The sequence below is a fragment of the Thiocapsa imhoffii genome (assembly GCF_016583985.1).
GTDB lineage: Bacteria > Pseudomonadota > Gammaproteobacteria > Chromatiales > Chromatiaceae > Thiocapsa > Thiocapsa imhoffii.
The window spans coordinates 78,943-101,287 of sequence record NZ_NRSD01000016.1; the positions used below are offsets into that span (position 1 = coordinate 78,943).

Sequence of the window (22,345 nt, forward strand, 5' to 3'; positions counted from 1 at the left end):
CGAATCGACTCCGGCACCGTGCTGATCGTCCGGTCCTCAAATCAACTTTCCACTGCCTATTCTTTCGGAGCCATCATCATGACGCAATCCCGCGCCATTCAGACCACCACCGCCGCCGCACTCGCCTTGGCCTTGGGGACCGCACTGACCTTCGGCAACACCGCCATCGCCGGCGAAGGGGCCGCCAAGGAGAAGTGTTACGGCATCGCACTCAAGGGCCAGAACGACTGCGCCGCGGGACCTGGCACCAGTTGTGCCGGTACCTCCACAGTGGACTATCAAGGCAACGCCTGGAAGCTCGTCCCCGCCGGCACCTGCGAGAAGACGGCCGCGCCGACTTCGCCGACTGGCCAGGGCCAGCTCGCCGCCTTCAAGGACGTGTAATTGCAGCCCAGGGGCCGGCCTGCGTGCCGGCCCGCGCCACGAGGAACGCCCGTGACGACCAAGTCTCCCACAACGATCGCCGTCGGCATCGGTCTCAAAGCCGAGCATATGCCGGACATCATCGCGGACGACACCGCGTTGGATTTCGTCGAGGTGCACGCCGAGAACTATATGGTGTCCGGCGGGCCCGCGCTCCGGCAGCTGACCCGAGTCCGCGACCGTTTTGCGCTGTCGATCCACGGTGTCGGGTTATCCATCGGCGGCGCGGCTCCCCTCGATCAAGAACACTTGGATCGCCTGGCCGCCCTGTTGCAGCGCTTCGAGCCGGCCTGGTTCTCGGAGCACCTCGCCTGGTCCAGCCACGGCGGCGCATGCTACAACGACCTGCTTCCGCTGCCCTACAACCCTGCAACCCTGGTGCATGTTTGCGACCAGATCGACGTGGTGCAGGAACGTCTCGGTCGACGCCTGCTGCTGGAAAACCCCAGCACCTATATCGAATTCGCCACCTCCAGCATGGATGAGGGCGCCTTCTTGGCCGAGGTGGCAACACGGACCGGCTGCGGTCTGCTGCTGGACGTGAACAATGCCTACATCAGTGCCGTCAACCATGGCCGCGACCCTTGGGATCTGATCGTCGCGCTGCCGCCCGCTGCCGTCGGCGAAATCCATCTGGCTGGCTTTGCCGAGGATCGCGACGCGGTCGGCGACCGACTCCTCATCGACACCCACGGCGCGCCGATCGCCGAAGCGGTCTGGGACTTCTACCGACGCACGCTGCGGCATCTCGGTTCGCGACCGACCCTGATCGAGCGCGACCAGGCGATCCCACCGCTGGCCGTGTTAGTGGCCGAGGCGCAGCGTGCCCGATCGGCGTGGGTCGACGCTGCCGCATGGACGGAGGCCGCGTCATGAGCACGCTCGAGCCGATCCAAGTCGGATTGTCCAACGCCTTGCTGGCCCCGGAGCGCCCCTTGCCGCCGGGGGTGATCACCTGGAACGGTTCCGATCCATCGGTGCGTTTCGACGTCTACCGCAACAACGTCGTGGTATCCCTGACCACGGCGCTGGCGGAGGGCTTCCCGGTCACCCGCGCGTTGGTGGGCGAGCGCTTTTTCGCCGCCATGGCACGCTGTTTCATCGCCGATCACTTACCCAGCTCGCCGATCCTGAGCGACTACGGCGATGCCTTACCGGACTTTATCGCCGCCTTTCCGCCCGCCCAGGGGCTGTCCTACTTGCCAGACCTGGCTCGCTTGGAACGGGCACGCGTGCAGGCCTATCACGCCGCCGACGCACCCGCGCTGACAGCGCAGGACCTCGCCTGCCAGCTCGCCAATCCGCAACGGCTGTCAGCGGCCCGCCTAGCGCTGCATCCCGCCTGCATCGTGCTCGTCTCCGAGCATGCCATCGTCTCCCTGTGGGCCGCGCATCAGGGCCAAGGCCGCATCGAGGACGTGGACCTTCGCCGAGCGGAGTCAGCATTGGTGCTGCGCGACGGCGACGCGGTGCTGGTCTTGCCGCTGTCGCTGGAGATCGGCCACTTCTTGGTGGCGCTTGCGGCGGGGGCGCCGCTGGGAGAAGCCGCCGAGATCGCAGCGGCCGCGGGCCCGGATGTTGACCTGACTCAAGCAATCGTCCTGTTGATCCATTACGGCGGCATCGCCGCTTGGCACACACCCGGAGACCTTTGAACATGAACACGACCCTGACGGCCCAGCCGCACCGACGCAGCCCCTCGCGTCTTTCCCCGGCTCGCTTGATCAAGGCCGGCAACCAGGCCATGGCCCGCATCCCTGAAGACCTGATTGCGCTGCTCGGGCGCTTTTCCATCGCGGCGGTCTTCTGGAAATCGGGCCAGACAAAGATCGAGGGCTTCGCCGTCGATCTCGTCGAGGGTCGTGTCCAGCTCGGTTGGCCGCGACTCTCGGAATCCGCGGTGGCGTTGTTTGAATATGAGTATCGTCTGCCCCTGATCTCCCCGGAGCTCGGCGCCATACTCGCCGCCCTCGGCGAGCACGTCCTGCCGGCGTTGCTGCTGCTGGGCCTGGGCACGCGCTTTGCCGCCCTAGGCCTACTGGTCATGACTGCGGTGATCCAATTCTTGGTCTATCCCGGCGCCTATGCGATCCATGGGGTCTGGGCCGCCGTCCTGCTGTACCTCATGGCCCGCGGACCAGGACGCCTGTCGCTGGATCAGTTGATGGGTCGTCAGCGAACATGACCGGCTTCGTGTCGGCGCGCCGCGCCGGAAACGGACCTCGGCGCGGAGCCCACCCCACTGGGGGTCCAGTCACGGTCGCGCTCGAAACGGGCCACGCCCTTCAGGCAGGCGTTGCCGGATGCTCAAGCCATGCACCATCTTGGTCACCGCCTCGCGGTCCTAACCGGTTGCCAACCGGTTCGCACTCTGTTCGTCCATTTCCCCCTCGGATCTCAAGACCACGCGGCTCTATGATCGGCGCAGCGGCGACGCCGTCTCCCCCCGCGCTGAGGTCGAGCACGTCGGCACTTGACTCTCGGGCCTCGCGCGGTCGACGTTATGGTGTCATGCTTCATGTGATCTAAAAGCCTAGACCGGAGCCACATGCGGATCATCAAGCTACAAAATATCATCGATTTCAACATCTAGACATTCGTAACAACTCTAATGCCTGATGGATACAGTCGCTCATCGAGGCGCCTCAGCATTCTGCAGTGCGTGTTGTTCTGCGCCTTGACCGGAGGTCTGGCGGCGAGCGGAATCGTTTACGACTACAGCCGCACCCAGGAGCTGGCTCGTCAACGCCTGGAACACACCACGGATCTCATCGCCCAGTGGATCATCGGCGCTTTTCATGCGTCCGACTATCTACTACGCGACCTGTCCGGGCTGGTCGACACTGAGATTTTGCAGCATCCGCATCCGGACCCGCAGGCGCAGCGCCGCCTGACTGAACGGCTGATCGAGAAAAAGGACAGTCTGCCGCACGCCTTTCTGGTCGGGGCCTTCGACCGCAACTGTATCGTCACGCACACCAATGCCATCGTCGGTTTCGACGCCAGTGAGCGATCCTACTGCCGGGCGTTACGCGACGACCCGAGCGCAGAAGTGTTCGTTACCCCAGCTTATGTCAATAATCTCGATCGGATCAATGTGACCCAGGCGCGTCGGTTGGAGTCCGAGATGGGCGACTTTCGCGGCATGGTGGCAATCGGCGTCGATCTAGACTTTTTTTCGGCTTGGTTGGATCGCATCGACGTCGGGCGCGCCGGCAGTGTGACCATTGTCGATAGCGCCGGCCTGTTGCTGGCCAGAAAGCCGATGTTGCCTGAGGAACTTGGTCAGCGGGTTGTGGAGCCTCGGTTTCTTGAGGCGTTCGCAAGCGAAGACGAATTTAGCGCCATTGCCGGACCCTCGCCTATCGACGGGGTGGTCCGTCTGTTCGGTATCCGCCAGGTTCCGGATCTGCCGTTCGTTGTGGTCGTCGGCGAGGCGAGTCGTGAGTTGTTTTCCGACTGGTTCTGGCGTGCGGTCGTTTCCACTGGGATGATCGTACTGCTGTGGCTCCTGAGTGTGTTGTTTCTGCGCAATCATCTCCTATTGGTACGGCAACGGTCGCAGTTGGTGCGGGTGGCTCACTTTGATCCGCTCACGGGCATTTTCAATCGTCGTCATTTCGAGCATCTGGCCGATCTCGCGTTCAAGCACGCGCGTCGCGCGGCGGTGCCGCTGTCGCTGTTGTTGCTGGATCTGGATCACTTCAAGCCGATCAACGATCAGCATGGTCATGCGACCGGCGATCGGGCTTTGCTGGCGTTCGTCGAGGCTTCTCTGTCGGTATTGCGTGAAACGGATTTGTTTTCGCGCTGGGGCGGTGATGAATTTGTGATCCTGATCGAGGGCGATGAGGCCGATGCGCGGATCCTTGCACAACGTTTGCGTGCGGCCTGGGCGCGGATAGAGCTGCGCAACGATCAGGGAGCCCCATTGTCGCTGACGGCCAGCATCGGTATCGCCGGCACCCATCCGGCTGTGCCCGGGGAGCTGGATTCGCTGGAGAAGCTGCTCGCTCAGGCGGATGCAGCCTTGTACCGTGAGAAACAGGCCAATCGGTAGGGCGTTGGTGAGATGGTAGCTGAGATGTGCTGACGTATCCGATGATCTCGCAGCGGGGTCGCAAGGAGTCCAAATCAACGGTAATCCGAAGGCTTCCAAGTGCTTAAGGAACCATGCCATCGACTTGACATCCAGCGCCAAACCACACGAGATCAGTTTTGCCGAAGAATCTGGTGTGATCGACCGCCTCACTCCAACGGATACACCCAACCACCGATGCGCCCGCCGTCGGGGCTGGTGTGCTGGCCCGGTGCGACATCGAGCAGTGTGTAGCGGCCATTGACCGCGAAGAGTTGGATCTCGCGGGCGAAGGCATCCGGCTGCTGCCACGGGCGATTGTCATAGTTTTCCTCAGCCAGTGCGACCACGCCACGCGCCTGATCGACCGCGACGACCACGGCGACATGACCAGCGCGCCACTCGGGATCATCCCGCTCGGCCAGGTACACCACCAGGTCGCCGCGCTCGGGTGGGCGCTGGGCGGTGCCGTTGACTGAGCGCCCAAGCGGGACGGTCTCTCCGGTGCGTGGGTTGGTGGCCTCGGTGAGATAGAGAATATCGTGGGCGATGTCGACGTCGCCGAAGGTGAGCGAGCGGTTTTTCAGCCACCAGAGTCGAGCGTAGCCAACGCACTGGTAGGTGATCCCGACATAGACGGCGTGCTCACCGAGGGTCTCCGCTGCGACGCTGACCTCGCCGGTGTCCAGATCGAGAAGATTGCGTGCGGGGCGCACGCAGGTGGAGACGCAGTTGGAACGGGCCTCAGCGCCATCGGCCACGCCGAGCACCGTGCCGAAGGGGGTTTCGCAGGGGCCATTGCAGGCGTTGCGGCTCGCGGCGATCAGCGCCGGCCAGTCGAGTGGGTCGATGGGCGCGGCTGGGGGTGGTAGTCCGGTGCCGTCGGTGTGGGGCAGCTCAGGAGCTGAGGTCGGCGTACCCGCGGGCGTGCAGCCCACCAGGATGAGTAGAAGGAGGACCAGCAGCCAGGTGGCGCGGCGGTCGGAATGACGGTGGGTCATCGGATCGACTCCGGTGTAGGTGGCGATCATTCCTTGCCCGATCTAACCGCCCTGCCCTGCTTTCGGGGGGTTACGGCCACTCAGGTCAGGTTGCGCACATTGTTATCCACAGATCTCGTGGATAACGTCTGACTGCGTCCTCCCCGTTCTTGCGGGAATCCATCGCATGTCAAGGTCGAGTTGTTGTGCATCATATCGGATCGTGGTGATCTGTATCGTATCAGGTCGACTCACCAGAGCTGGCTGGCCGCGCACCTGCAGGATGCACGCAGCGATCGACGCATCGCAGGTCACTGTTTTGAATATACCCTTTCAGTTCGGCTCCCAAATGTGGTCTGGCCCGTGGTGACTGGCAGGGATGGTAATGGTCACGGTTCTCGTTACGCGTTGTGCGCGACATCTCCGGGAACTTGCCATGAAACCGCTTTCGGCCGTATTCGGCTCTCTTCAACTCATTAGCGCCAGCGCTCTCGGGCACACGCCGATCGTCGCCTGTTACGACCGTGGAGACGGTACGGTGCTGTGCGAAGGCGGGTTTTCCGATGGTTCCTCCGCTGCTGGTGTCCGGATGCTGGTCCGGGACAAAGGTGGTCGCGTGTTGCTGGAGGCGTCGCTGAACGAGTACAGCGAGCTCATATTCGACCGGCCGCGGGGTCTGTTCAGCGTTCAGTTCGATGCCGGCGAGCAACATCGCGTCGAGATCAGCGGCGACGCCGGATCAGTGCCCGGTGTTGCGGCCCCTGTCGCGATTTCCATGGAAGGTCTGACGCACCGGTATGGCACCCGGGTCATCCACGATGATCTCTCTTTCACCGTCAGGACCGGACGCATCCTCGGACTTCTGGGCAAGAACGGGGTCGGCAAGACCACGCTGATCAAGATCCTGATGGGCTTTCTTGCCCCGAACGTCGGCCGTTGCCGCGTGCTCGGCGAGCCGTCGCATCGACTGAGCCCTGCGACGAAGCGGCGAATCGGACTCGTCTTCGAGGGACACCTCGCCTATGACTTCCTCTCCATTGCCGAGACGGAGCGTTTCTTTGCCCCCTGGTATCCGCGGTGGCGGCGGGATCTGTTCTACGATCTGGTTGATCGGCTCGACCTACCACGCGCTCACCGCGTCCGCCACCTGTCGGAGGGGCAGCGTAGCCAGGTCGTATGGCAACCGTGATGGCGCAGGATCCCGATCTGCTGATCCTCGACGACTATACGATGGGGCTCGACGCCGGCTATCGCCGCCTGTTCCTCAACGTCCTGGTCCACTTCGCCCGGGCCGACGGCAAGACCCTGCTGGTGACGAGTCATGTCGTGCAAGACATGGAGCAACTCGTTGACGATGTCGTCATTCTGCGCCGGGGCTCTCCGCCGCTTCAGACGACGCTCGATGACTTCCTGGGACGTTTCCGTCGCTACCGTTTGCCCGCCGAGGCCGTGCCCGCCACGTTGCCCCCATCATGTCAGACGCTGCACGCCCTGCAGCCTAAGGTCGACGGGTCGCTATCGGTTTTTGCCTTCGCCGAACCAGCGGCGGTACGTGCGGCGTTCGCCGGAGACGGGCTGAATGCCGAGATGCTGGCCGAGGTCCCGATGACGCTTGAGGATGCCTTCGTCGGCTATACGGGGACCTACTGAATGCGCGCGCTCCTGTTCAAGGAATGGATCAAATTGCGACCGTGGCTTGCGCTGTTCGCGCTCGGCCATCTGGCCTTCGCCGTCTGGCTCTTTCTCTCGATGAGCCAGGAGTTCCGGGTCGAGCACACGGAGATCATCTTCCATTAGGCGAGCCGGATCGGCCGCCTCTTCTACGACGATATGCGTTATGTTCCCCTCGTGACCGGCGCACTGCTCGGGATCGCGCAGTTCCTGCCGGAAGTGAGCCGCGGACGGCTGCGGCTTGCCATGCATCTGCCCATCCCGCTCGGCGCGCTGATGGTGGGCCATCTCTCGACTGCCTACGACGCCTATGAGCAGGCGATGCCGGGCCTGGTTCTGCTGACGGTGCTGATCGCCCCAGCGGCGTTGTTGGCCGCTGCGCGCTTCCGCGACGGAGCCGTCTCGTGACTCGGGCGGGCGGTCGGTCGGTTGGCTGGCAATGGTCTTGCTGCTGACGGCGCTGTCGGCGATCGCGCTACCGAGGCTCTATGCAATAGCCTTCGCACGCGACATCGCGCCGACCTATCTTTTCTTCAGCCCGATCGCAAAGACCTTCATGTTCCGCGAGCACGGCGGTGATCACGACTTCAGCTATGCGAGCGCCGACGGCGCGGCTTCGAGCAGTTGTTGCCTTTCATGTGCGAAAAGCCCCGTCGTTCAGGGCGGGGATGGATCGCGCCGGACGGTGGACCCGTCCGGCTGCTTAGGTGGGAGTCTGTTGCTGTTCGATGGACTGGCGCACGATCGCCATCGGTGCGCCCCCACCGGAGGCAGCGCAGTAGGAGGGCGACCAGAGGACGCCCTTCCAGTCGCGCCGCTAGATGTCCGGGCGCTCCTGGCGCAGCAAGCGGCTGGAGACGCCCTTGAGGCTGTTCACCAGGGCGGACACCGCCACCTTGTGCGGGTACTCGACCAGCAGGTGAACGTGGTCGTGCTCGCCGTCCATTTCGATCAGCGCGGCATCAACGTTGGCGCAAACCTTGGTGAAGATCCCGTGTAGGCTGGCGATGGCCTCGCCGTCGAAGACCTCGCGGCGGTACTTTGTCACAAAGACCAAATGCACGTGCATCGCAAAAATGCCGTGCCGCACGTACCGAATATCGTTGTCTTGTGTTATCGGCCAAACTTATAGTCTAGGCGACGTTGCGTCTCCAAGCGTTCAAGTTCGAGCTGATGCCCACCGGCGGGCAGGCGCGCGATATGCGCCGCTTCGCGGGATCGTGCCGGTTCGTCTTCAACCGGGCGCTGGCGATGCAACAGGAGCGGTTTGCGGGCGGTGACAAGAAGCTCGGGTATGCCGGGCTCTGCAAGGTCCTCACCGAGTGGAAGGCGGACCCGGCAACGACCTGGCTCTGCGACACCCCCTCCCAAGCCCTGCAACAGACCCTCAAGGACCTGGAGCGGGCCTATACCAACTGCTTCGCCAAGCGCGCCGACTTCCCGCGGTTCAAGAAAAAGGGGCGGTCCCGCGACCGCTTCCGCTACCCCCAGGGTTACAAGCTCGACCAGGCCAACAGTCGCCTGTTCCTGCCCAAGCTGGGTTGGTTGCGCTACCGCAACAGCCGCGATGTACTCGGCACGGTGAAGAACATCACCGTCAGCCCGTCGGGCGGCAAGTGGTTTGTGTCGATCCAGACCGCGCGCGAGGTGGATGTCCCGGTGCACCAGGGCAGGGCGGTCGGCATCGACATGGGCATCGTGCGCTTCGCCACCTTGAGCGACGGCGCCGTGTTCGCGCCCCTGAGCAGTTTCAAACGCCAGGAACAGGCGTTGGCGAAGGCGCAGCGCGCCATGAGCCGCAAGACCAAGTTCAGCAACAACTGGAAGAAGGCGAAAGCCCAGGTCCAGCGCATCCATGCCCGCATCGGCAACGCCCGGCGCGACCACCTACACAAGACCTCGACCACCATCAGCAAAAGCCACGCAATGGTTGTGATCGAGGACTTGCAGGTTCGCAACATGTCGGCGTCGGCAGCCGGGACGATGGCAGCGCCGGGCACCCAGGTTCGGGCCAAGTCCGGCCTGAACAAAGCCATTCTCGACCAGGGTTGGTTCGAGTTCCGCCGGCAACTGGACGATAAGACGGCCTGGGCGGGCACCTGGTCACGGTGCCCCCACAGAACACCAGCCGGACCTGTCCGTGCTGCGGGCATATCGCCAAGGAGAACCGGCAGACGCAAGCCCGGTTCGCGTGCGTGGAGTGCGGTTTCGAGAACAACGCCGATGTGGTCGGCGCGATCAATGTTCTAAGGGCGGGACACGCCCGATTAGCCTGTCAAGTGAGCCCCGTCGGGGGCCAGGGCGAGCGCATATAAACTTCACTTACAACAGTAATCTGCGGCACACTTCGGGAAAGGATTCCAGGAGTTTCCGATGTCTGCCAGCATTCTTGAACATTTTTCATCGCTTCCGGACTTTCGTGTCGATCGTCACAAGCTGTATCCATTACCCGAAATTTTGCTGTTGGTGGTCTGTGCAGTGCTCAGCAGCGCCGAGGGCTGGGAGGCGATGGAGGAGTTCGGCAAGGAGAAGCTCGACTGGCTGCGCAAGTTTGCCCCGTTCGCCAACGGCATTCCCTCCCACGACTGCATCGCCACGGTGATCTCGCGGCTGCGCCCGGAGGCTTTTCAACGCTGCTTCGTGAGCTGGACGCGCGCGGTGGCCGAAGCCACCGGCGGGGAGGTGGTCGCGGTCGACGGCAAGAGCGCACGCGGCTCGCGCGATCGGCGCCGCGGCAAGCAGGCACTGCACATGGTCAGCGCTTGGGGCTGCCGCAACCGTCTGGTGCTCGGGCAAGAGGCGACCGAGGAGACATCCAACGAGATCACGGCCATTCCCAAGCTGCTGGAACTGCTCGAGCTCAAGGGCTGCATCGTGACCATCGATGCGATGGGCTGCCAGACCAAGATCGCCGCGCAGATCGTCGATCAGGGCGGCGACGACGTCCTTGGGCTCAAGGGGAATCAGAGTACCCTGCACGAGGAGGTCGAAGAGTTCTTCGCCACCGCGAGCGCGGGTGATTTCGCCGGTGTCGTGCACGACGATGCCGAGGAGACCGACAAGGATCACGGGCGCTTGGAAGTGCGCCGGTACTGGGTCACCGAAGAGCTGAGCACCTTGTCCGACACCGCACGGTGGAGCGCCCTGCGCAGCATCGGTCTGGTCGAACGCGAATGCTGGATCGAGGATCGCCGGACCGTAGAGCGGCGTGTCTTCATCAATTCCATCCCCGCCGACGCCAAGTGCTTTGCCCATGCGGTGCGGGGCCACTGGGGAATCGAGAACCGCTTGCACTGGCGCCTGGATGTCGTCTTCGACGAAGACGCCAGCCGCATCCGCAAAGGCAACGCGCCGGCGATCCTGACCTCGATCCGCCACCTGTGCCTGAATCTGTTCGAACAAGAGCCCTCCAAGCTGCGCTTGACACAGAAGCGCCGCAAGGCCGCCTGGAATGATGACTACCGCGCCAAGGTCGTCTTCGGCTGAGGATTTATATTCGCTCGCCCTGCGTCGGGGGCCAACAGCAGGAACCCACCGAAGCGGCGATGCGTGAGCACGCTCGCGCATCGCGCCGTAGGAATCGCCGTCCTTCAGGTCGGTGAGGATGTCAAAGGTTTGAACATCGCCGGGCGCCATCAACTCTAGCAAAGGGTCCAAGGGGATCCTGCGAGCGCCGGCAAGACTCGATGGGCAGAGCGGCGCCTTGTTTCCGTTGGTCGGTTCAGCGTCTGGCACTGGATCCGCCGGTGGGATCTATCCCCAAGCCGACAGGGTCGTCTTCAGCACCCGGGCGGTCGTGTTCTGTCGGCGCAGGATCGCCTGGTCCAGCATCTGTTCGACGGCGCGGCGGTCCGGCCTGCCCGCGGCGAGGACCAGCCGGGCGAGCGCTGCGGCGCGTCCGTCGGCGCACTCCGCAGCGTAAGCCTGCAACAGCCCGTCGCCTGCTGTCGCGCCGGCCACGCCGAAGGGTGCGTTCTGGAGACGACCGATTAGGCCTTCGCGCTCCTCGGCGTCCAGTCGGGCATAGTCCGCAAGGCAGCGAAGCAGCGAATCCCAGTCGATGGATTCGAAGGCTTGGAGCAGGATCAAGGTCGCATCGTCATGGGTGTTCCGCGCGCACCGCTCGACCAGCATCTTGACGCCCTCCCCGGTCACCAGTCCTTGACGGACGAGATCCTCGACCGCACCATCTTCGACCCCATCGGTAAAACAGGCCACCCAGTCCCCGTGGGTGAGCATCTGCTCGAAGCGGTCCGGGACCAGAGGGTCGGACTGGCCAATCACGCGGGTGAGACTCTGATCGAACACGGGCATGCCATGCAGCAGCACGGGTTGACCGTTCAACCGGCGCAACACGCCCTTTCGGTGCGGCTCGGTCAGCCGCGTGATCCCGCTCCTACGGCGGATCACCAGACAGGTGGAATCGCCAACGTGGATGCCCCAGACGTGGTCCGTCCCCACGATTGCCAGCACCAGGGTGCACAGTCCACTGTGTCCGAACCGATCGGCGACCCGATCGTGCGCTTCCAACACCCAATCCTCGGCCAACCCCAGCGGATCGGACCAGTCCGACTGGCGCTGACAGGCATCCATGACGCTCTGCACGGTCAACCGCGCCGCATCGCGCGCGCGCGGGGCGGAAGAGACGCCGTCGCAGACCACCGCGACCACCAAGCCACCGCACTCCATGACGGCCATCGCATCGCTGTTCACGACGGAGGTCGCCCCCTGGCAAGAAGTCTGGTAGGTCTTGATCATGCTGAACGTGTCGTTTCCGCAAGCACCAATTCGGTTGATGGCCGATCGATGCACCTGCATCCAGATGCAATCGAATCCAACGGATCACGCGCTCGCGGACCGGGGTGCGAACGTGTCTGTATTCGCGAACACAAGCACACATTTTCGACTAGACTGCACCTAACGTGCTCGGACCCTGAGGTATCCCCACGAATTTATCCCCCGCCGGCCCCGTCGGCGAGCAGGCCGTCATGATCGCTCGCAACCCATTGGTCTGGTGGCGCGATGGTGGTGAGCACCTCATCGAGCACATCACGGGTACTGTCGAGGACGAGCAGCAGACGCGCGAGGAAGATCCGCGAGTAGACGCGGCGCTTGCCGTTGCCAGGATGCAGCCGGCGGTGGATGCCGGCGCGCTCGACCGCGGTACCGATCAGCCAGAGCAGAACGGCGGCCAGCGAGGCGATCAGCACCAACACCGTAAAGCGTTCGGTGCCGCGCGAAGCGCTGCACTCCAGCCCCTCGCCGAAGTGCTGGCTCTTCATGTCCCTAAAGCTCAGCTCAATTTGCATGCGCTGGGCGTAGAGGCGCACCAGCCGCGTGGCCGGCCACGCGGCGAAGCGGGTCGAGGCGACCAACAGCCAGGGCTCTTTGGCGCTGCGGGCGTTTTGCGTGCTGGCTTTGGAGCGTGCGCGCCGCCCGAAGGCGGTCTTGCCGCGACGGCCCTTGGGCGCGCGGCGCACCAAGGCGAAGACGGCGCGCAACGGATTGCTGCGCACCCACTCACCTTCGCCGAGCGCCGTCGGGGTGGCCGTCGCACGCCCGAAAAGCGTCTTGCAACTGGTCCAGCGCGACGTCAGCCGCACGAAGTCGCGCCCGCGCACTCGTCCGACCCAGCGCCAGCCCAGGGCTCGTACCTCGCTGTCAATGGCCACCAGAACTGATCCACTTTCGGCCACGAAAATTGACCCGCCCAGAGATCCGGATCAGCGTCAGTTTCCGATTTTCTGTTTCAGTCGATCGTTTTCTCCTCCGAGCATGAAGACGTGGGAGTGATGGATGAGACGGTCGACGATGGGCACGGCGACGTTCTCGTCACGGAAGAACTCGCCCCAGTTGGTGAAGTCCTTGTTGGTGGTCAGGATCACCGAGCGGTACTCGTAGAGACCGTTGATGAGCTGGAAGAGGTTGTAGAGGCCCTGGCGGTTCATCGGCAGGTCGCCCAGCTCGTCGATTAATGTTGATCTCAACATTACTTGACGACTGGGGACTGATGGGGCCGGACGCCGAGGCCCGACGCGATCTGCTCGAACTGCTCGACGACCGCCACGGCCAGCGCGCCACGCTCATCACCAGCCAACTGCCGGTCGAGCATTGGCATGACCTGATCGGGGATCCCACCCTCGCCGATGCGATCCTCGACCGCCTGGTCCACAACGCCTACCGGATCACCCTCAAAGGCGAGTCGATGCGCAAACGCCATGCCCGGACGTTGACGCCGACCACACCCGCCGAGTCACAATGACTCGCCTGCGTCGCTCCGCTCCGACTGCCCCGGCCGAATGCCCGTGGAACGGGTGGCCGAATGCCGGTGGAATCGCCGGCCGGATGTTGGTGGAACAGATGGCCGAATGGCGTGGAATGCGCAAGCGGCCGACGACGGCGACCGAGCGCGACCGCCCGGCATGACATCGGACCAGGATCCGCTCGCCCGCCACGACCACGTCGGCGATAAACCTCACGGCCTCCCGCACGTCGCGCGGGTCAATGCCCGGTCCATCGATCAAGGGGATGCAGAGCACCTCGACGTCCTCCCTGACCTCGTCGCAGCAGTCCGCTTTCAGGTACAGTAACGCGTCCACACCGGCGGGCAGGGCGGCAGCGTCCAGGTAGTTCCCAATCGCGATCTGGTCGGTGATCCAACCCACGTGAGGGCCCCCTGCTTCTGGCGTGGTAGCTCGATTTGAAAATCGCGCCGCCCGGTGCGTTGACCGTTCACCGGGGCGGCCTCAGCGGAAATTGGGGACGCACCACGAGAACCCCGCAGCGCAGGGAAGAATTCGTCATTGGGCAAAAACGTGATGCAGTTCCGAATACGCCACTCACACTTTTTCGACCAAGCCCGCAGGCTCGCTCGGAAGCCCCATCCCCCTTCAATCGTCGAAGGGATTGATCAACTCTACTCCGCATCCGTCGAAGTCCTTGACGTTGCGCGTCGCGAGCCGAAACGACTTCGCCCGGGCGATCGCGGCAATCTGGGCGTCGAAATTGCTCATGGGACGCCCTCGTGCTCGCCGCTCCGCCCGAATCCGGCCATAGATGTGCGCCGCAGGCTCATCGAAAGCAAGAATGCGCTCACCGAAGGCCAGTTCGATGAACTGCTCGAAGCGCGAGGCAAGGAGCCGGCGTCGATTCCCCTCCGGCAAGACCATGAGGCCGAACTCGATCTCTGCGACGGAAATTGTGGTCAGGTACAGAGCGCCGGTTGCTTGGCTGTTGACCCACTCGCGAACCGATGGGGCAGGCGGAGAGGTCATGAACTCGGACACCACGTTGGTATCGAGGATGATCATCCCTCAAAGCCCATCGGCTCGTGGATCTCCCTCTCGGGCAACTCCAACGCGGGCTCGCCGTAGGCCGGAGCAAACAGGCGCACCGCGAGGTCTCCGAGACGCTCCGGCGCCGCCGCCTCGCGTTTCAGTATGCGGCGAACCTCCTCTTCCATGGACACCCCATGCCTCCGCGCGCGCCGCCGCAGCGTTGCAACGGTCTCGTCGTCGAGATTGCGAATGCTTAGATTGGCCACGCCGTCTTCCTGCTGGATGAAACGAAAGCATGCTAGCGCATGCTAGCACCCCCCGCAAGACAGCGAGGCAACCGGCAACGTAAATAGGGGACGTACCACAAAAACGCCGTAGCGCAGGAAAGAATTGGTCTAGGTAGAAACGGCAGTGCAATTCGGAATACGCCACTCACCCATTTTCGACCTCGACCCTGCGGTCGCTCGGAAACCCCGCTTCAATCGTCGAAGGGATTGATCAACTCTACTCCGCATCCGTCGAAGTCTTTGTCGTTGCGTGCCGCGAGCCGAAAAGATTTCGTCCGGAAGATCGCGGCGATCTGGGCGTCGAAATTGCTGATGGGACGCCCTCCTGCTCGGCGGTCAGCCCGAAATTTCATGATGCTGAGCCATCGCCAGGCGCCGCTCGCCTTGCGCTGCAAACATCGACACGGCCCGCAGATGCTCCGCTTTGAGGCTGGGAAAATCCGCGAGGATCTCAGCCTCGCTTATGCCGCCCTCCATGTACTCCAGGATGTCGTAGACCGTCATACGCGTACCGCGAATGCAGGGCTTGCCGCCCCGGATGTCGGGATCGATGGTGATAAGGTCAGTCCGGTCGATCATGATGGTGTTTCCTCGGAGTCGAAGGCTTGGGAGACCGGTATCCATGCGATTCAGTCATCGATACGCGCAATCCCTGCGACGCAGGGACTAACCCACGTCGAGCCGGAGCAGCCTCTCCTTAGACCCACCATGATGCCACACCGGCCCACGAAATCGCCGTCACGCAGGCGGGACTTGGCCGGGCTCAAAGCTACTGCGGCAGCCGGGACAGACACCGTCGCTGCTCGCCATCGGGCTCAATCTCCTGGCAATCGGCCACCTGGGGGCTCGGTCGCGCCCAATCGGCAACATATCCCGCTCAGCGGACCGGCTCCAAACCGGTTCCGACGTACCTGCTGCCGTCGAACCGGAATACCTCCCGCAGCGCCTCCGGACCCGTCCAGCCCACCACCTCGAGATCGAGGTAGCCGTTGGTCCTTGTTCGCAGCACGCTGATCCGCTCGTCCGGCTCGACGAAATCCAGCAGCTGTCGATACCCGGCCCCGTGTCCTTCATAAACCCACCAGGCACAACGCCGAGCCCCAATGATCGCCGTGGCAGTCAGGGAATCGTCCGCAACGTCCAACACATTCGGCAGACTCCCGAGCCGCTCGTCCCCGAAATAGTGCGGCTTGGTCCAGCCGAGAACCTGCTGCACCTTTCCCGGCTGCAGTCGCTCATTGACGATACAGACATCGTCCACCATGCGTAGCGCGAAACGGTCACTCGGATCACCGAGGCTCTCGAGGTAGCCGGGATGGCGAGCCTCAATGGCAGCGACCTAGGTCAGCGCCGCATCGGCATGGTCGCGGCTCTCCTCGTCCATGATGCGCACGATATCGGCCTCTCGCGCGCCGCCGAGCTCCGTCACGCCAGCGGATTGGAAGACGTCGATAGCGAGATGGCGCAACGCAATGAAGCGCGCGAACATGACCAGGGGCGTGAACTTAAGCTCTTCGCCCATCCGATCGATCCACGCAAGTCCCTCCCGAGGCGCACGATCACAATCGACCAGCAGATCGCGGACCGGATTGTCTCCTGCGTCGTCATGGCCTGGAACATCGTTGACGTTTCTTGTCATGGTTGCTGTCCTCTTATCTCATCCTGCAAGGGATGCGGCACTGTCACGGAACCCATCCTAACCACCGCCAAATTGGGGTCTCTTTCTGACCTGAAGCCCGGGGCCTGGTGGATAACCCAAACGGCATCCGTTCTACAACGGTGGAAGTCAGGCGATTTTCAAAGCAGTGTAGGGAACCGCCCGCCGAACAGACGCCTCCGGAAAACCGGCAATGCGAGCACCGGGGAGGATCGGTCGAATCAGCCATCGAAGCCTCCGGACGGTGATGAGCCATGGGGCACGAGTCGCCAACTTTCGGTTCTCGGGTAATGGCGATCTACTTGGTGATCCAGTCAATCTCGGCGGCCCTTTAGCCGGGATTCGGAGAGCCAGTTTCAATTTCCTGCGACGCCCAGCGTTGAGCGCGTAACGGGGCGGCCTCAGTGTGCCTGAGCGATATGGATGTCAGTTCCCCGAGCTGGTCGATACTCGCGCCTGGACCCACTGCGACTCTCCGACCCGCCCTCTTACTACAGTCAGGAGAAGAAAGCATGCCACACCGTCTCAGCGTTCTCGTGCTCGATCGACAAGGCCGGCCGGTCAGCGCCACCAAAGTCAGCGTCAACATCAAAGGAATCCTCAGCGGCGGATTCCTCGATGCGTTCACCGACAGCAGTGGACACGCAACGCTCCAAACAGCGGGGGACTATCCCAGGTCCCGTGAGCTGACGATTTACGTCAAGCAGCAGTCTTTCGGCCCCTTCCCCATCGGCGGCGGATCCTACACGGTCAATCTCCGATAGGGTCGGCCGGCGCCGTTCCGCGGTCGCCGCCAGGCGACCAGCGCATCGGATGAAGGAAAATAGGGGCGAGGGAGAAATACGGGACGTCCTCCTAACGCACATGGCGAGCCACCATCCCGGAGCTGGCGCCGCCAATGATGCTGTGTGCCTTGATCATCGTTTCGGCCGCATCTGCAGTGTCCAGGTCGCGGACCGCGTCCGCTGAGATACCCGAGAGCGGTGGCGGGGAACGACGATCAAGGCTATGCAACGCAAGCACGTCGATCTCGAGGACCGCGCTCAACAAGCGCGTCACTGCCGGGCACAATCGGTGTGGGTTTCATCAATCAGGTCAATGACCATGTGAGGGTCTGCCAGCATGATCAGTCGTCCCCGTTGTTCCCCCATTCCCGCCACGACATGGCGCCCACCGATGCCGTGAAATTCCAGCTGTTGTTCGATACACTCCGTCATCGAAGGATCGTCGTCTCGGTTACGCCTAACCGGCTGTTCGCGCAACCCTTCTGCCAGAAAGGTCTGACCTTTTTCAGTCCCCCGGGAGATCTGGGGCGGATTGGTCATCGTGGGACTAGGGCACGACGGTGTTGTCAGACACGCCCCATCGATATCCATGACGTGCGCGTATGCCTTCCGATGTTGTCAGCCACCATAAACGGCACTCGTCGCAAGCCGCATCCACGGCAATCCGGGCCACGGCCTGGCCGATTTGACATCCGCTCGAGGAAACCCATGACGCCCCTTGTCCATCAACGTCCTGACCGTGCCGGCTGGTTGATCATCGTCTCCTTGATCCTGCTCGCACTCGCGGCGATCGGGTCAACGCAGCCTCTGCTGGCCGCCTCGGCTGACGTCGGGGATCCGCTGCTCATCCCGCCAGACGCCCATTATGTCCCGCTCCGTCAGGCCATCGACGCTGCTCCCCCACGGGTCGGCGATGACCTCGACGCCCTGGCCACCTTCCTCGGTGGGCTTGCCAACGACGACCGGGGCCGTGCCTATGCAATCTATTATTGGCTGTCGAAGAATATCGCCTACGACACCAAAGGCTTCTTCAGCGGCGAATTCGGTAGTCTGACGCCCGAATCGGTGCTGCAGCGCCGCGAGGCGGTCTGTTCCGGCTACTCGCGACTGTTTCAAGCCCTCGCCACCCGCATGGGGCTCGACTCCCGCGAGGTCTCCGGCGTCTCCAAGGGCTACGGCTGGTCGACCGACGGCACACTCGGTGACCATGCCTGGAACGCCGTGCGCATCGATGGCCAATGGAGGCTCATCGATGCCACCTGGGGCGCCGGCCATCTGGATGAACAGAACCGATTCGTCCGGGCCACCAACGACTTCTACTTCCTGACGCCGCCGGAGCGATTCATCGTCAACCATCTGCCCAAGGATCCCGCCTGGCAGTTGCTGCCCGCGCCGATCTCCCACGCCGAGTTCCTCGCGCTGCCGAACCTCGCTCCGGCCTTCTTCGCCAGCGGTCTCGAGCTCTTGGACAATGTCGGCGCAGTCCTGCAGACCCGCAAGCAGTTGTCGCTGGCGCTGCGGAGCAACCAGGATGTGGTCACCGCCATGAGCCTCGAGCGCAACGGCCGGAAGCTGCCCGAGCAGCACTCGTTCATCGAGCGCGACGGTGACCGCTTCCATCTGCAGGCGCTGCTGCCAATGCCGGGACGCTACGAGCTGCGCTTGTTCGTCAAGCCCGCCGAAGCCCCGGGTCCTTACAACCAAGCCGCAAGCTTCATCGTTGAAGCCAGTACCGGCGCTGGCGGCAAGGCCGGCTTCCCGCAGCAGACCTCGACCTATCAGACGCGCCGAGTCACTGGCCTTGCGCCCCTTGCCTATCACCTGCCCGCCGGCCAGCCGCAGCATTTCGACCTGCGTGTCCCCCGCGCTGCTGCCGTCGCACTGCTGGACAGCACCGGGCAATGGCATCAGCTCACCGCCGCCGAGGACCGCTGGCGGGGCAACCTCGCCGCCCCCACCGGTCCACTGAAGCTCCTCGCCCAATTCGACCCGGCCAACAACAGTTACGATGTGTTGGTCATTTATCAGGTGGAGTGAGCCCCAGGGGACAAAAGGGATCGATCGGCCGGTCCTGTCCATCGACGGCGGCTGGCGCCGGACCCTGACCCGCTATGACGACCCGGACGATTTCCGGGAGCGGTGCCCTTGGTCTATTTCCGCTTCGAGGACGAACGGCTGGGCTACACCCGGCTGGCGGTCGACGCGGCAATCTTTGTCGAGCTGAGCACCCGGCCGTTTCGGGAGCTCTCTCGCCACGACACGGCACCGGGAACCGAGCGCACCGTTTTCACGCCCAGAGCGCCTGCCACAAGGCGCTGCCAGGACCACGCAGGAAACGTTACGGGGAGAATGGGTTGAGCAGCCGAAGGTCAATGCCGGCAAAGTCGGCGACGTTCCGCGTGACCAGGGTCAGGTCGTAGATCAGCGCTGTGGCGGCAAGCTGCTTGTCAATCGCATGCTCTGGGTGCGGGACACGCAACCGTCCCCAGACTTGTGCCACGTCGATATCGAGCGGAAGGATCTGGTCTCCATAGTCCCCAAGCACGGTTGTGAGCCAAACCTCGAGCAGCCCGGCCTGGGTTTGGTCACCGCGGTGTCGGATCAATTCCACGCCGCGCCGCAATTCTCCGACCGTGACGGCGGACAGATAGAGCCTTGCCCGGTCGGCGATCGCAGCAGCGAAGAACGTCCGCACACCCGGATTGGCGCGGACACCCTTCCGGGCTTCACTGATAACGTTGGTATCAACCAAATACACGCGGCGCCGGCTCTGCAGCTTCAACCCGCTCGAAATCCCCGTCCTGCCCCACATCGGGCATGGACGCTAGCACTTCCGACAGGCTTCGTTTCCGCGGTGTAAACAGCACCTCCTCGAGGATGCGACGGTGCTCGGCCTCGGCACTGCGCCCAGCCATGGCAGCCCGTTGCTTCAAGGCATCGACAAGACGCTGATCGATATTTCTGACGATAAGATTGGCCATTTGGAGACTCCAGCAGCGGACAACGATTGCAATGATAGCAGTCTTCCGATTGTACTGATCAGTGCCAGCGCGGCGTGTCTCGCCTTCCCGTAGTTAGTTGTAAGTTTCGCCTGGAACCGCATCCTTTTGGAGGCGCAGATCAAGCAGGAGGGCCTGATCGGCCGCCGGGATGAGGTTGGACGTGCCAACCTCCGGGTGAACCAAGCCACAACCCCGTCCGTTCGCGCATGATCTTCCCGAGCTCGGCCCCGTCCAAGGGACGGACTTCTCCCAGCGCGTTAAGGAACGATCCAGGAACAAGTGGTGCAAATCGGGTCGCCGCTGTTGGGCACTGCTGCGCTTTGCCCCTACAGACCCCGTCCGTCGGCATCCCCATGCCATCATCCACCGTAGGTCGGCATCCCCATGCCGACCCGGGTGCCCGCAGGGCACCGGGAGTGGAGGTCTGCGGTGAGTCCGGGCGTTGGGCGGCGCCCGAGAGAGGTCGTGGCGGCAAGGGGTTGCCGCCCTACTGGCTTGTCGGGCTGAAGCCCGTATCCAACAAATGTTCCGTTTGTTTCTGAACCGTGACTAAGCGGTGGCACGGCCCTGAGGGTGGGCAGGCAAGACTTGTCGAGCATCCTTAGTACTGAGCCAATCGCCCGAGGACGCAGCGGCCTCGGCGTCAGATCTTGCGCCACTCCTGCCGGGTGCGTCGCTTCGCTCCGACTGCCCCGGTCGAATCCCCGTGGAACGGGTGGCCGCATCGCTTGGAATAGGCCAGCCTAGGGGATCCTGGACGCGACGCGGTCACATTCACTGCAGGCGCCCCACGATGACACCATCGGAGTCTTCAACCGCCCAAGAAACGCAACGTTCTCCCATCCGCACTCACCCCCGAAATACACCTCAAGCACCCGGTGAAACACCGACCCTGCTGGCGACACCTCGGCAAACAGGGTCGCACACGAACGCAGCTTCAAATCATCCGGCGACCCCAAGATCTCTCGCGCCGATCGCCCCTGAACTGCCAGCACGGCCTCGGCACACTCGATGAGCCGCGGCCCGAGCAGCGGATGCTCCAGATACGCCCAGGCCTCGTTGAGACTGCGAATCGCATACTGTCGCGCCATCGCGCTGAATCCGAGTCCATCGAACTGCGGAAAGATGAACCAGATCCAGTGCGAGCGCTTGCGACCCGAGCGGATCTCGGCGAGGGCATGCGCATAGACATGCTCCTGCGCCTGGATGAAACGATTCAGGTCATAGGGATCATCGGTGTTCATCGCTTGTGCTCCTGTCTCGAAACCCATCGCTGTGAGCAGCGACCGGGGTGAACTCGGGCGCCGCTGGCCTGTCCCGGACTCTTGCTGGTCCGCAGAAAGGACGGCCTGCAGCAACTGTTTCTGTTCCACACGGCGCATCGATGCAACCAGGCCGTTCGAGACTGTCGACCCCGTCGTCGCCCGGACGGGCTGGGATGTCGCCTTTGCTCACCGGGGGATGGCGTGGAGTGCCGTCAGCGGGCACGACGCTGCCGATTCATCCCCAGTGCCGCCGCATACTCCCACGACTGATGGTTCTGGTCGACTCCTCGGTCTGGATCGACTCCTTCAACGGCGCGCCTCAGCGTCTAGCGACCGGCGTGGGCGTCAGAGGAGACTCAATGCGTTGAAAATTGCCCCGCGCCGCGCGTTGTCCAGTCACGTGAGGGCAGCGGGAACGAAGGTGACACGGCCAGGTTCCCCCCGGGCCGGCCGGAGTCCCCGTGTCGGGGCGGTGACGATCCCGGCGAGGTCCCGCCGCCCTCCGTTCCGCGTCCTTCGGAACCAGCCACGTCAACTAGGAGAAGCAACCAATGGGACTAGATATGTTCGCCGAGGTGACCGCCGAGAAGCCGTCCAGCCCGGTCGATTTCGAGGTGAGTGACGCGCGGCAGATCTTCGAGTGGTGGAAGCATCCGAACCTGCACGGATGGATGGAGCGGCTCTATCGCGCTAAGGGAGGCAAGGCGGAGATGTTCAACCGCGGCGCGCCGGTGGTGTTGACCTCGGAAGACCTGGACCGACTGGAGGCCGATATCAGGGCGGACAGTCTTCCCTTTACGAGTGGCTTCTTCTTCGGTTATTCGATCGAGCGTACCGAGGAGGATTTGAGCTTCATCGCCAAGGCCAGAGAGGCCATCGCACAGGGTCTGACCGTCTACTACGACTCGAGCTGGTAGCCC

General features: G+C 63.3%; 27 protein-coding genes and 3 pseudogenes. 16 read left to right on the top strand and 14 right to left on the bottom strand.

The genetic code is table 11. The features are described 5' to 3' along the window. Positions 1 to 78: 78 nt before the first annotated feature. The 5 genes from CKO25_RS14510 to CKO25_RS14530 all read left to right on the top strand — a co-directional run bounded on the left by CKO25_RS14510 (position 79) and on the right by CKO25_RS14530 (position 4,483). On the top strand, positions 79 to 384 hold the full coding sequence (locus tag CKO25_RS14510; RefSeq protein ID WP_200388665.1) for a BufA1 family periplasmic bufferin-type metallophore: 306 nt from the start codon (positions 79 to 81) through the stop codon (positions 382 to 384). A 51-nt stretch (positions 385 to 435) separates the two neighbouring features. Beyond that, the gene (gene bufB / locus CKO25_RS14515; RefSeq protein WP_200388666.1) at positions 436 to 1,299 is read left to right on the top strand and encodes an MNIO family bufferin maturase; all 864 of its coding nucleotides are present in this window, start codon (positions 436 to 438) and stop codon (positions 1,297 to 1,299) included. Further along, positions 1,296 to 2,078, top strand: a complete 783-nt coding sequence (locus CKO25_RS14520) for an HvfC/BufC N-terminal domain-containing protein (protein ID WP_200388667.1) — start codon at positions 1,296 to 1,298, stop codon at positions 2,076 to 2,078. The genes bufB and CKO25_RS14520 overlap by 4 nt, the downstream gene beginning before the upstream one ends. A 2-nt stretch (positions 2,079 to 2,080) precedes the next feature. Continuing rightward, a complete protein-coding gene (locus CKO25_RS14525) occupies positions 2,081 to 2,608 on the top strand; it encodes a DoxX family protein (protein WP_200388668.1) in 528 nt (175 codons plus the stop codon). Positions 2,609 to 3,085: 477 nt separating this feature from the next. Next, positions 3,086 to 4,483 carry a diguanylate cyclase gene (locus CKO25_RS14530; protein WP_200388669.1) on the top strand — a complete coding sequence of 466 codons (1,398 nt, stop codon included), beginning with the start codon at positions 3,086 to 3,088 and terminating at the stop codon, positions 4,481 to 4,483. 188 nt (positions 4,484 to 4,671) lie between these two features. On the opposite strand, the gene CKO25_RS14535 is transcribed toward CKO25_RS14530, so the two are convergent. After that, positions 4,672 to 5,502, bottom strand: coding sequence for a CHAP domain-containing protein (locus tag CKO25_RS14535; RefSeq protein ID WP_200388670.1), 831 nt, complete (start codon positions 5,500 to 5,502; stop codon positions 4,672 to 4,674). Positions 5,503 to 5,917: 415 nt separating this feature from the next. Here CKO25_RS14535 and CKO25_RS14540 point away from each other — a divergent pair, with 415 nt between their 5' ends. Genes CKO25_RS14540 through CKO25_RS14555 form a run of 4 tightly spaced genes read left to right on the top strand, consistent with a single transcriptional unit; the run spans position 5,918 to position 7,560 of the window. Next, positions 5,918 to 6,670: an ATP-binding cassette domain-containing protein gene (locus tag CKO25_RS14540; RefSeq protein ID WP_200388671.1), complete on the top strand. Its 753-nt coding sequence runs from the start codon at positions 5,918 to 5,920 to the stop codon at positions 6,668 to 6,670. After that, positions 6,670 to 7,131, top strand: coding sequence for an ATP-binding cassette domain-containing protein (locus CKO25_RS14545; RefSeq protein WP_200388672.1), 462 nt, complete (start codon positions 6,670 to 6,672; stop codon positions 7,129 to 7,131). Before CKO25_RS14540 ends, CKO25_RS14545 begins: the two co-directional genes overlap by 1 nt. Further along, a complete protein-coding gene (locus CKO25_RS14550) occupies positions 7,132 to 7,278 on the top strand; it encodes a hypothetical protein (protein ID WP_200388673.1) in 147 nt (48 codons plus the stop codon). It abuts the gene before it with no gap. A 33-nt stretch (positions 7,279 to 7,311) separates the two neighbouring features. Next, complete coding sequence (locus CKO25_RS14555) at positions 7,312 to 7,560, top strand: hypothetical protein (RefSeq protein WP_200388674.1); 249 nt, start codon at positions 7,312 to 7,314, stop codon at positions 7,558 to 7,560. Positions 7,561 to 7,855: 295 nt separating this feature from the next. On the opposite strand, the pseudogene tnpA reads toward CKO25_RS14555, so the two are convergent. Next, positions 7,856 to 8,269, bottom strand: a pseudogene (tnpA, locus tag CKO25_RS14560) (IS200/IS605 family transposase). 83 nt (positions 8,270 to 8,352) lie between these two features. On the opposite strand from tnpA, the pseudogene CKO25_RS14565 reads away from it, so the two are divergent. The 3 genes and pseudogenes from CKO25_RS14565 to CKO25_RS14570 form a co-directional block, all read left to right on the top strand. Next, positions 8,353 to 9,192, top strand: a pseudogene (locus tag CKO25_RS14565) (RNA-guided endonuclease InsQ/TnpB family protein); the annotation flags it as partial. 68 nt (positions 9,193 to 9,260) lie between these two features. Next, complete coding sequence (locus CKO25_RS21250; RefSeq protein ID WP_338115140.1) at positions 9,261 to 9,467, top strand: zinc ribbon domain-containing protein; 207 nt, start codon at positions 9,261 to 9,263, stop codon at positions 9,465 to 9,467. Between the two features lie 58 nt (positions 9,468 to 9,525). Next, positions 9,526 to 10,638, top strand: a complete 1,113-nt coding sequence (locus CKO25_RS14570; RefSeq protein ID WP_200388675.1) for an ISAs1 family transposase — start codon at positions 9,526 to 9,528, stop codon at positions 10,636 to 10,638. Positions 10,639 to 10,905: 267 nt separating this feature from the next. Here the strand turns inward: CKO25_RS14570 and CKO25_RS14575 are convergent, their stop codons facing one another. From CKO25_RS14575 to CKO25_RS14585, 3 genes are all read right to left on the bottom strand, one after another. After that, positions 10,906 to 11,910: a PP2C family protein-serine/threonine phosphatase gene (locus CKO25_RS14575; protein ID WP_200388676.1), complete on the bottom strand. Its 1,005-nt coding sequence runs from the start codon at positions 11,908 to 11,910 to the stop codon at positions 10,906 to 10,908. Positions 11,911 to 12,104: 194 nt separating this feature from the next. After that, complete coding sequence (locus CKO25_RS14580) at positions 12,105 to 12,824, bottom strand: transposase (RefSeq protein ID WP_200388677.1); 720 nt, start codon at positions 12,822 to 12,824, stop codon at positions 12,105 to 12,107. 57 nt (positions 12,825 to 12,881) lie between these two features. Then, a complete protein-coding gene (locus CKO25_RS14585) occupies positions 12,882 to 13,142 on the bottom strand; it encodes an ATP-binding protein (RefSeq protein ID WP_200388678.1) in 261 nt (86 codons plus the stop codon). Here CKO25_RS14585 and CKO25_RS14590 point away from each other — a divergent pair. Next, a pseudogene (locus tag CKO25_RS14590) lies at positions 13,142 to 13,414 on the top strand (ATP-binding protein); the annotation flags it as partial. The gene CKO25_RS14585 and the pseudogene CKO25_RS14590 overlap by 1 nt on opposite strands. A 628-nt stretch (positions 13,415 to 14,042) precedes the next feature. Here the strand turns inward: CKO25_RS14590 and CKO25_RS14600 are convergent. The 5 genes from CKO25_RS14600 to CKO25_RS14620 all read right to left on the bottom strand — a co-directional run bounded on the left by CKO25_RS14600 (position 14,043) and on the right by CKO25_RS14620 (position 16,355). Beyond that, entirely contained in the window at positions 14,043 to 14,462 is a 420-nt protein-coding gene (locus tag CKO25_RS14600; protein ID WP_200388680.1) for a type II toxin-antitoxin system VapC family toxin, read from the bottom strand. Next, positions 14,459 to 14,695: a FitA-like ribbon-helix-helix domain-containing protein gene (locus tag CKO25_RS14605; RefSeq protein ID WP_200388681.1), complete on the bottom strand. Its 237-nt coding sequence runs from the start codon at positions 14,693 to 14,695 to the stop codon at positions 14,459 to 14,461. The genes CKO25_RS14600 and CKO25_RS14605 overlap by 4 nt, the downstream gene beginning before the upstream one ends. Positions 14,696 to 15,052: 357 nt before the next feature. Continuing rightward, positions 15,053 to 15,295, bottom strand: a complete 243-nt coding sequence (locus tag CKO25_RS14610; protein WP_207162311.1) for a DUF433 domain-containing protein — start codon at positions 15,293 to 15,295, stop codon at positions 15,053 to 15,055. 298 nt (positions 15,296 to 15,593) lie between these two features. Beyond that, entirely contained in the window at positions 15,594 to 15,980 is a 387-nt protein-coding gene (locus tag CKO25_RS14615; protein ID WP_200388682.1) for a hypothetical protein, read from the bottom strand. A 75-nt stretch (positions 15,981 to 16,055) separates the two neighbouring features. Beyond that, a complete protein-coding gene (locus CKO25_RS14620; protein ID WP_200388683.1) occupies positions 16,056 to 16,355 on the bottom strand; it encodes a hypothetical protein in 300 nt (99 codons plus the stop codon). 530 nt (positions 16,356 to 16,885) lie between these two features. Here CKO25_RS14620 and CKO25_RS14625 point away from each other — a divergent pair. After that, positions 16,886 to 17,137: a hypothetical protein gene (locus tag CKO25_RS14625; RefSeq protein WP_200388684.1), complete on the top strand. Its 252-nt coding sequence runs from the start codon at positions 16,886 to 16,888 to the stop codon at positions 17,135 to 17,137. Between the two features lie 291 nt (positions 17,138 to 17,428). Here CKO25_RS14625 and CKO25_RS14630 read toward each other — a convergent pair whose 3' ends face one another. Then, positions 17,429 to 17,698: a hypothetical protein gene (locus CKO25_RS14630; RefSeq protein WP_200388685.1), complete on the bottom strand. Its 270-nt coding sequence runs from the start codon at positions 17,696 to 17,698 to the stop codon at positions 17,429 to 17,431. A gap of 168 nt (positions 17,699 to 17,866) precedes the next feature. Here CKO25_RS14630 and CKO25_RS14635 point away from each other — a divergent pair, with 168 nt between their 5' ends. Beyond that, entirely contained in the window at positions 17,867 to 19,195 is a 1,329-nt protein-coding gene (locus CKO25_RS14635; protein ID WP_200388686.1) for a transglutaminase domain-containing protein, read from the top strand. A gap of 301 nt (positions 19,196 to 19,496) precedes the next feature. Here CKO25_RS14635 and CKO25_RS14640 read toward each other — a convergent pair whose 3' ends face one another. From CKO25_RS14640 to CKO25_RS14650, 3 genes are all read right to left on the bottom strand, one after another. Next, positions 19,497 to 19,940 (bottom strand): type II toxin-antitoxin system VapC family toxin, encoded by a 444-nt coding sequence (locus CKO25_RS14640; protein ID WP_242467631.1) that lies wholly within the window; start codon positions 19,938 to 19,940, stop codon positions 19,497 to 19,499. Then, the gene (locus CKO25_RS14645) at positions 19,903 to 20,139 is read right to left on the bottom strand and encodes a FitA-like ribbon-helix-helix domain-containing protein (RefSeq protein WP_200388687.1); all 237 of its coding nucleotides are present in this window, start codon (positions 20,137 to 20,139) and stop codon (positions 19,903 to 19,905) included. Before CKO25_RS14645 ends, CKO25_RS14640 begins: the two co-directional genes overlap by 38 nt. Before the next feature lie 764 nt (positions 20,140 to 20,903). Then, the gene (locus tag CKO25_RS14650; protein ID WP_200388688.1) at positions 20,904 to 21,404 is read right to left on the bottom strand and encodes a DUF1810 domain-containing protein; all 501 of its coding nucleotides are present in this window, start codon (positions 21,402 to 21,404) and stop codon (positions 20,904 to 20,906) included. Positions 21,405 to 21,976: 572 nt separating this feature from the next. Here CKO25_RS14650 and CKO25_RS14655 point away from each other — a divergent pair. Further along, complete coding sequence (locus CKO25_RS14655) at positions 21,977 to 22,342, top strand: hypothetical protein (protein WP_200388689.1); 366 nt, start codon at positions 21,977 to 21,979, stop codon at positions 22,340 to 22,342. Positions 22,343 to 22,345: the final 3 nt, after the last annotated feature.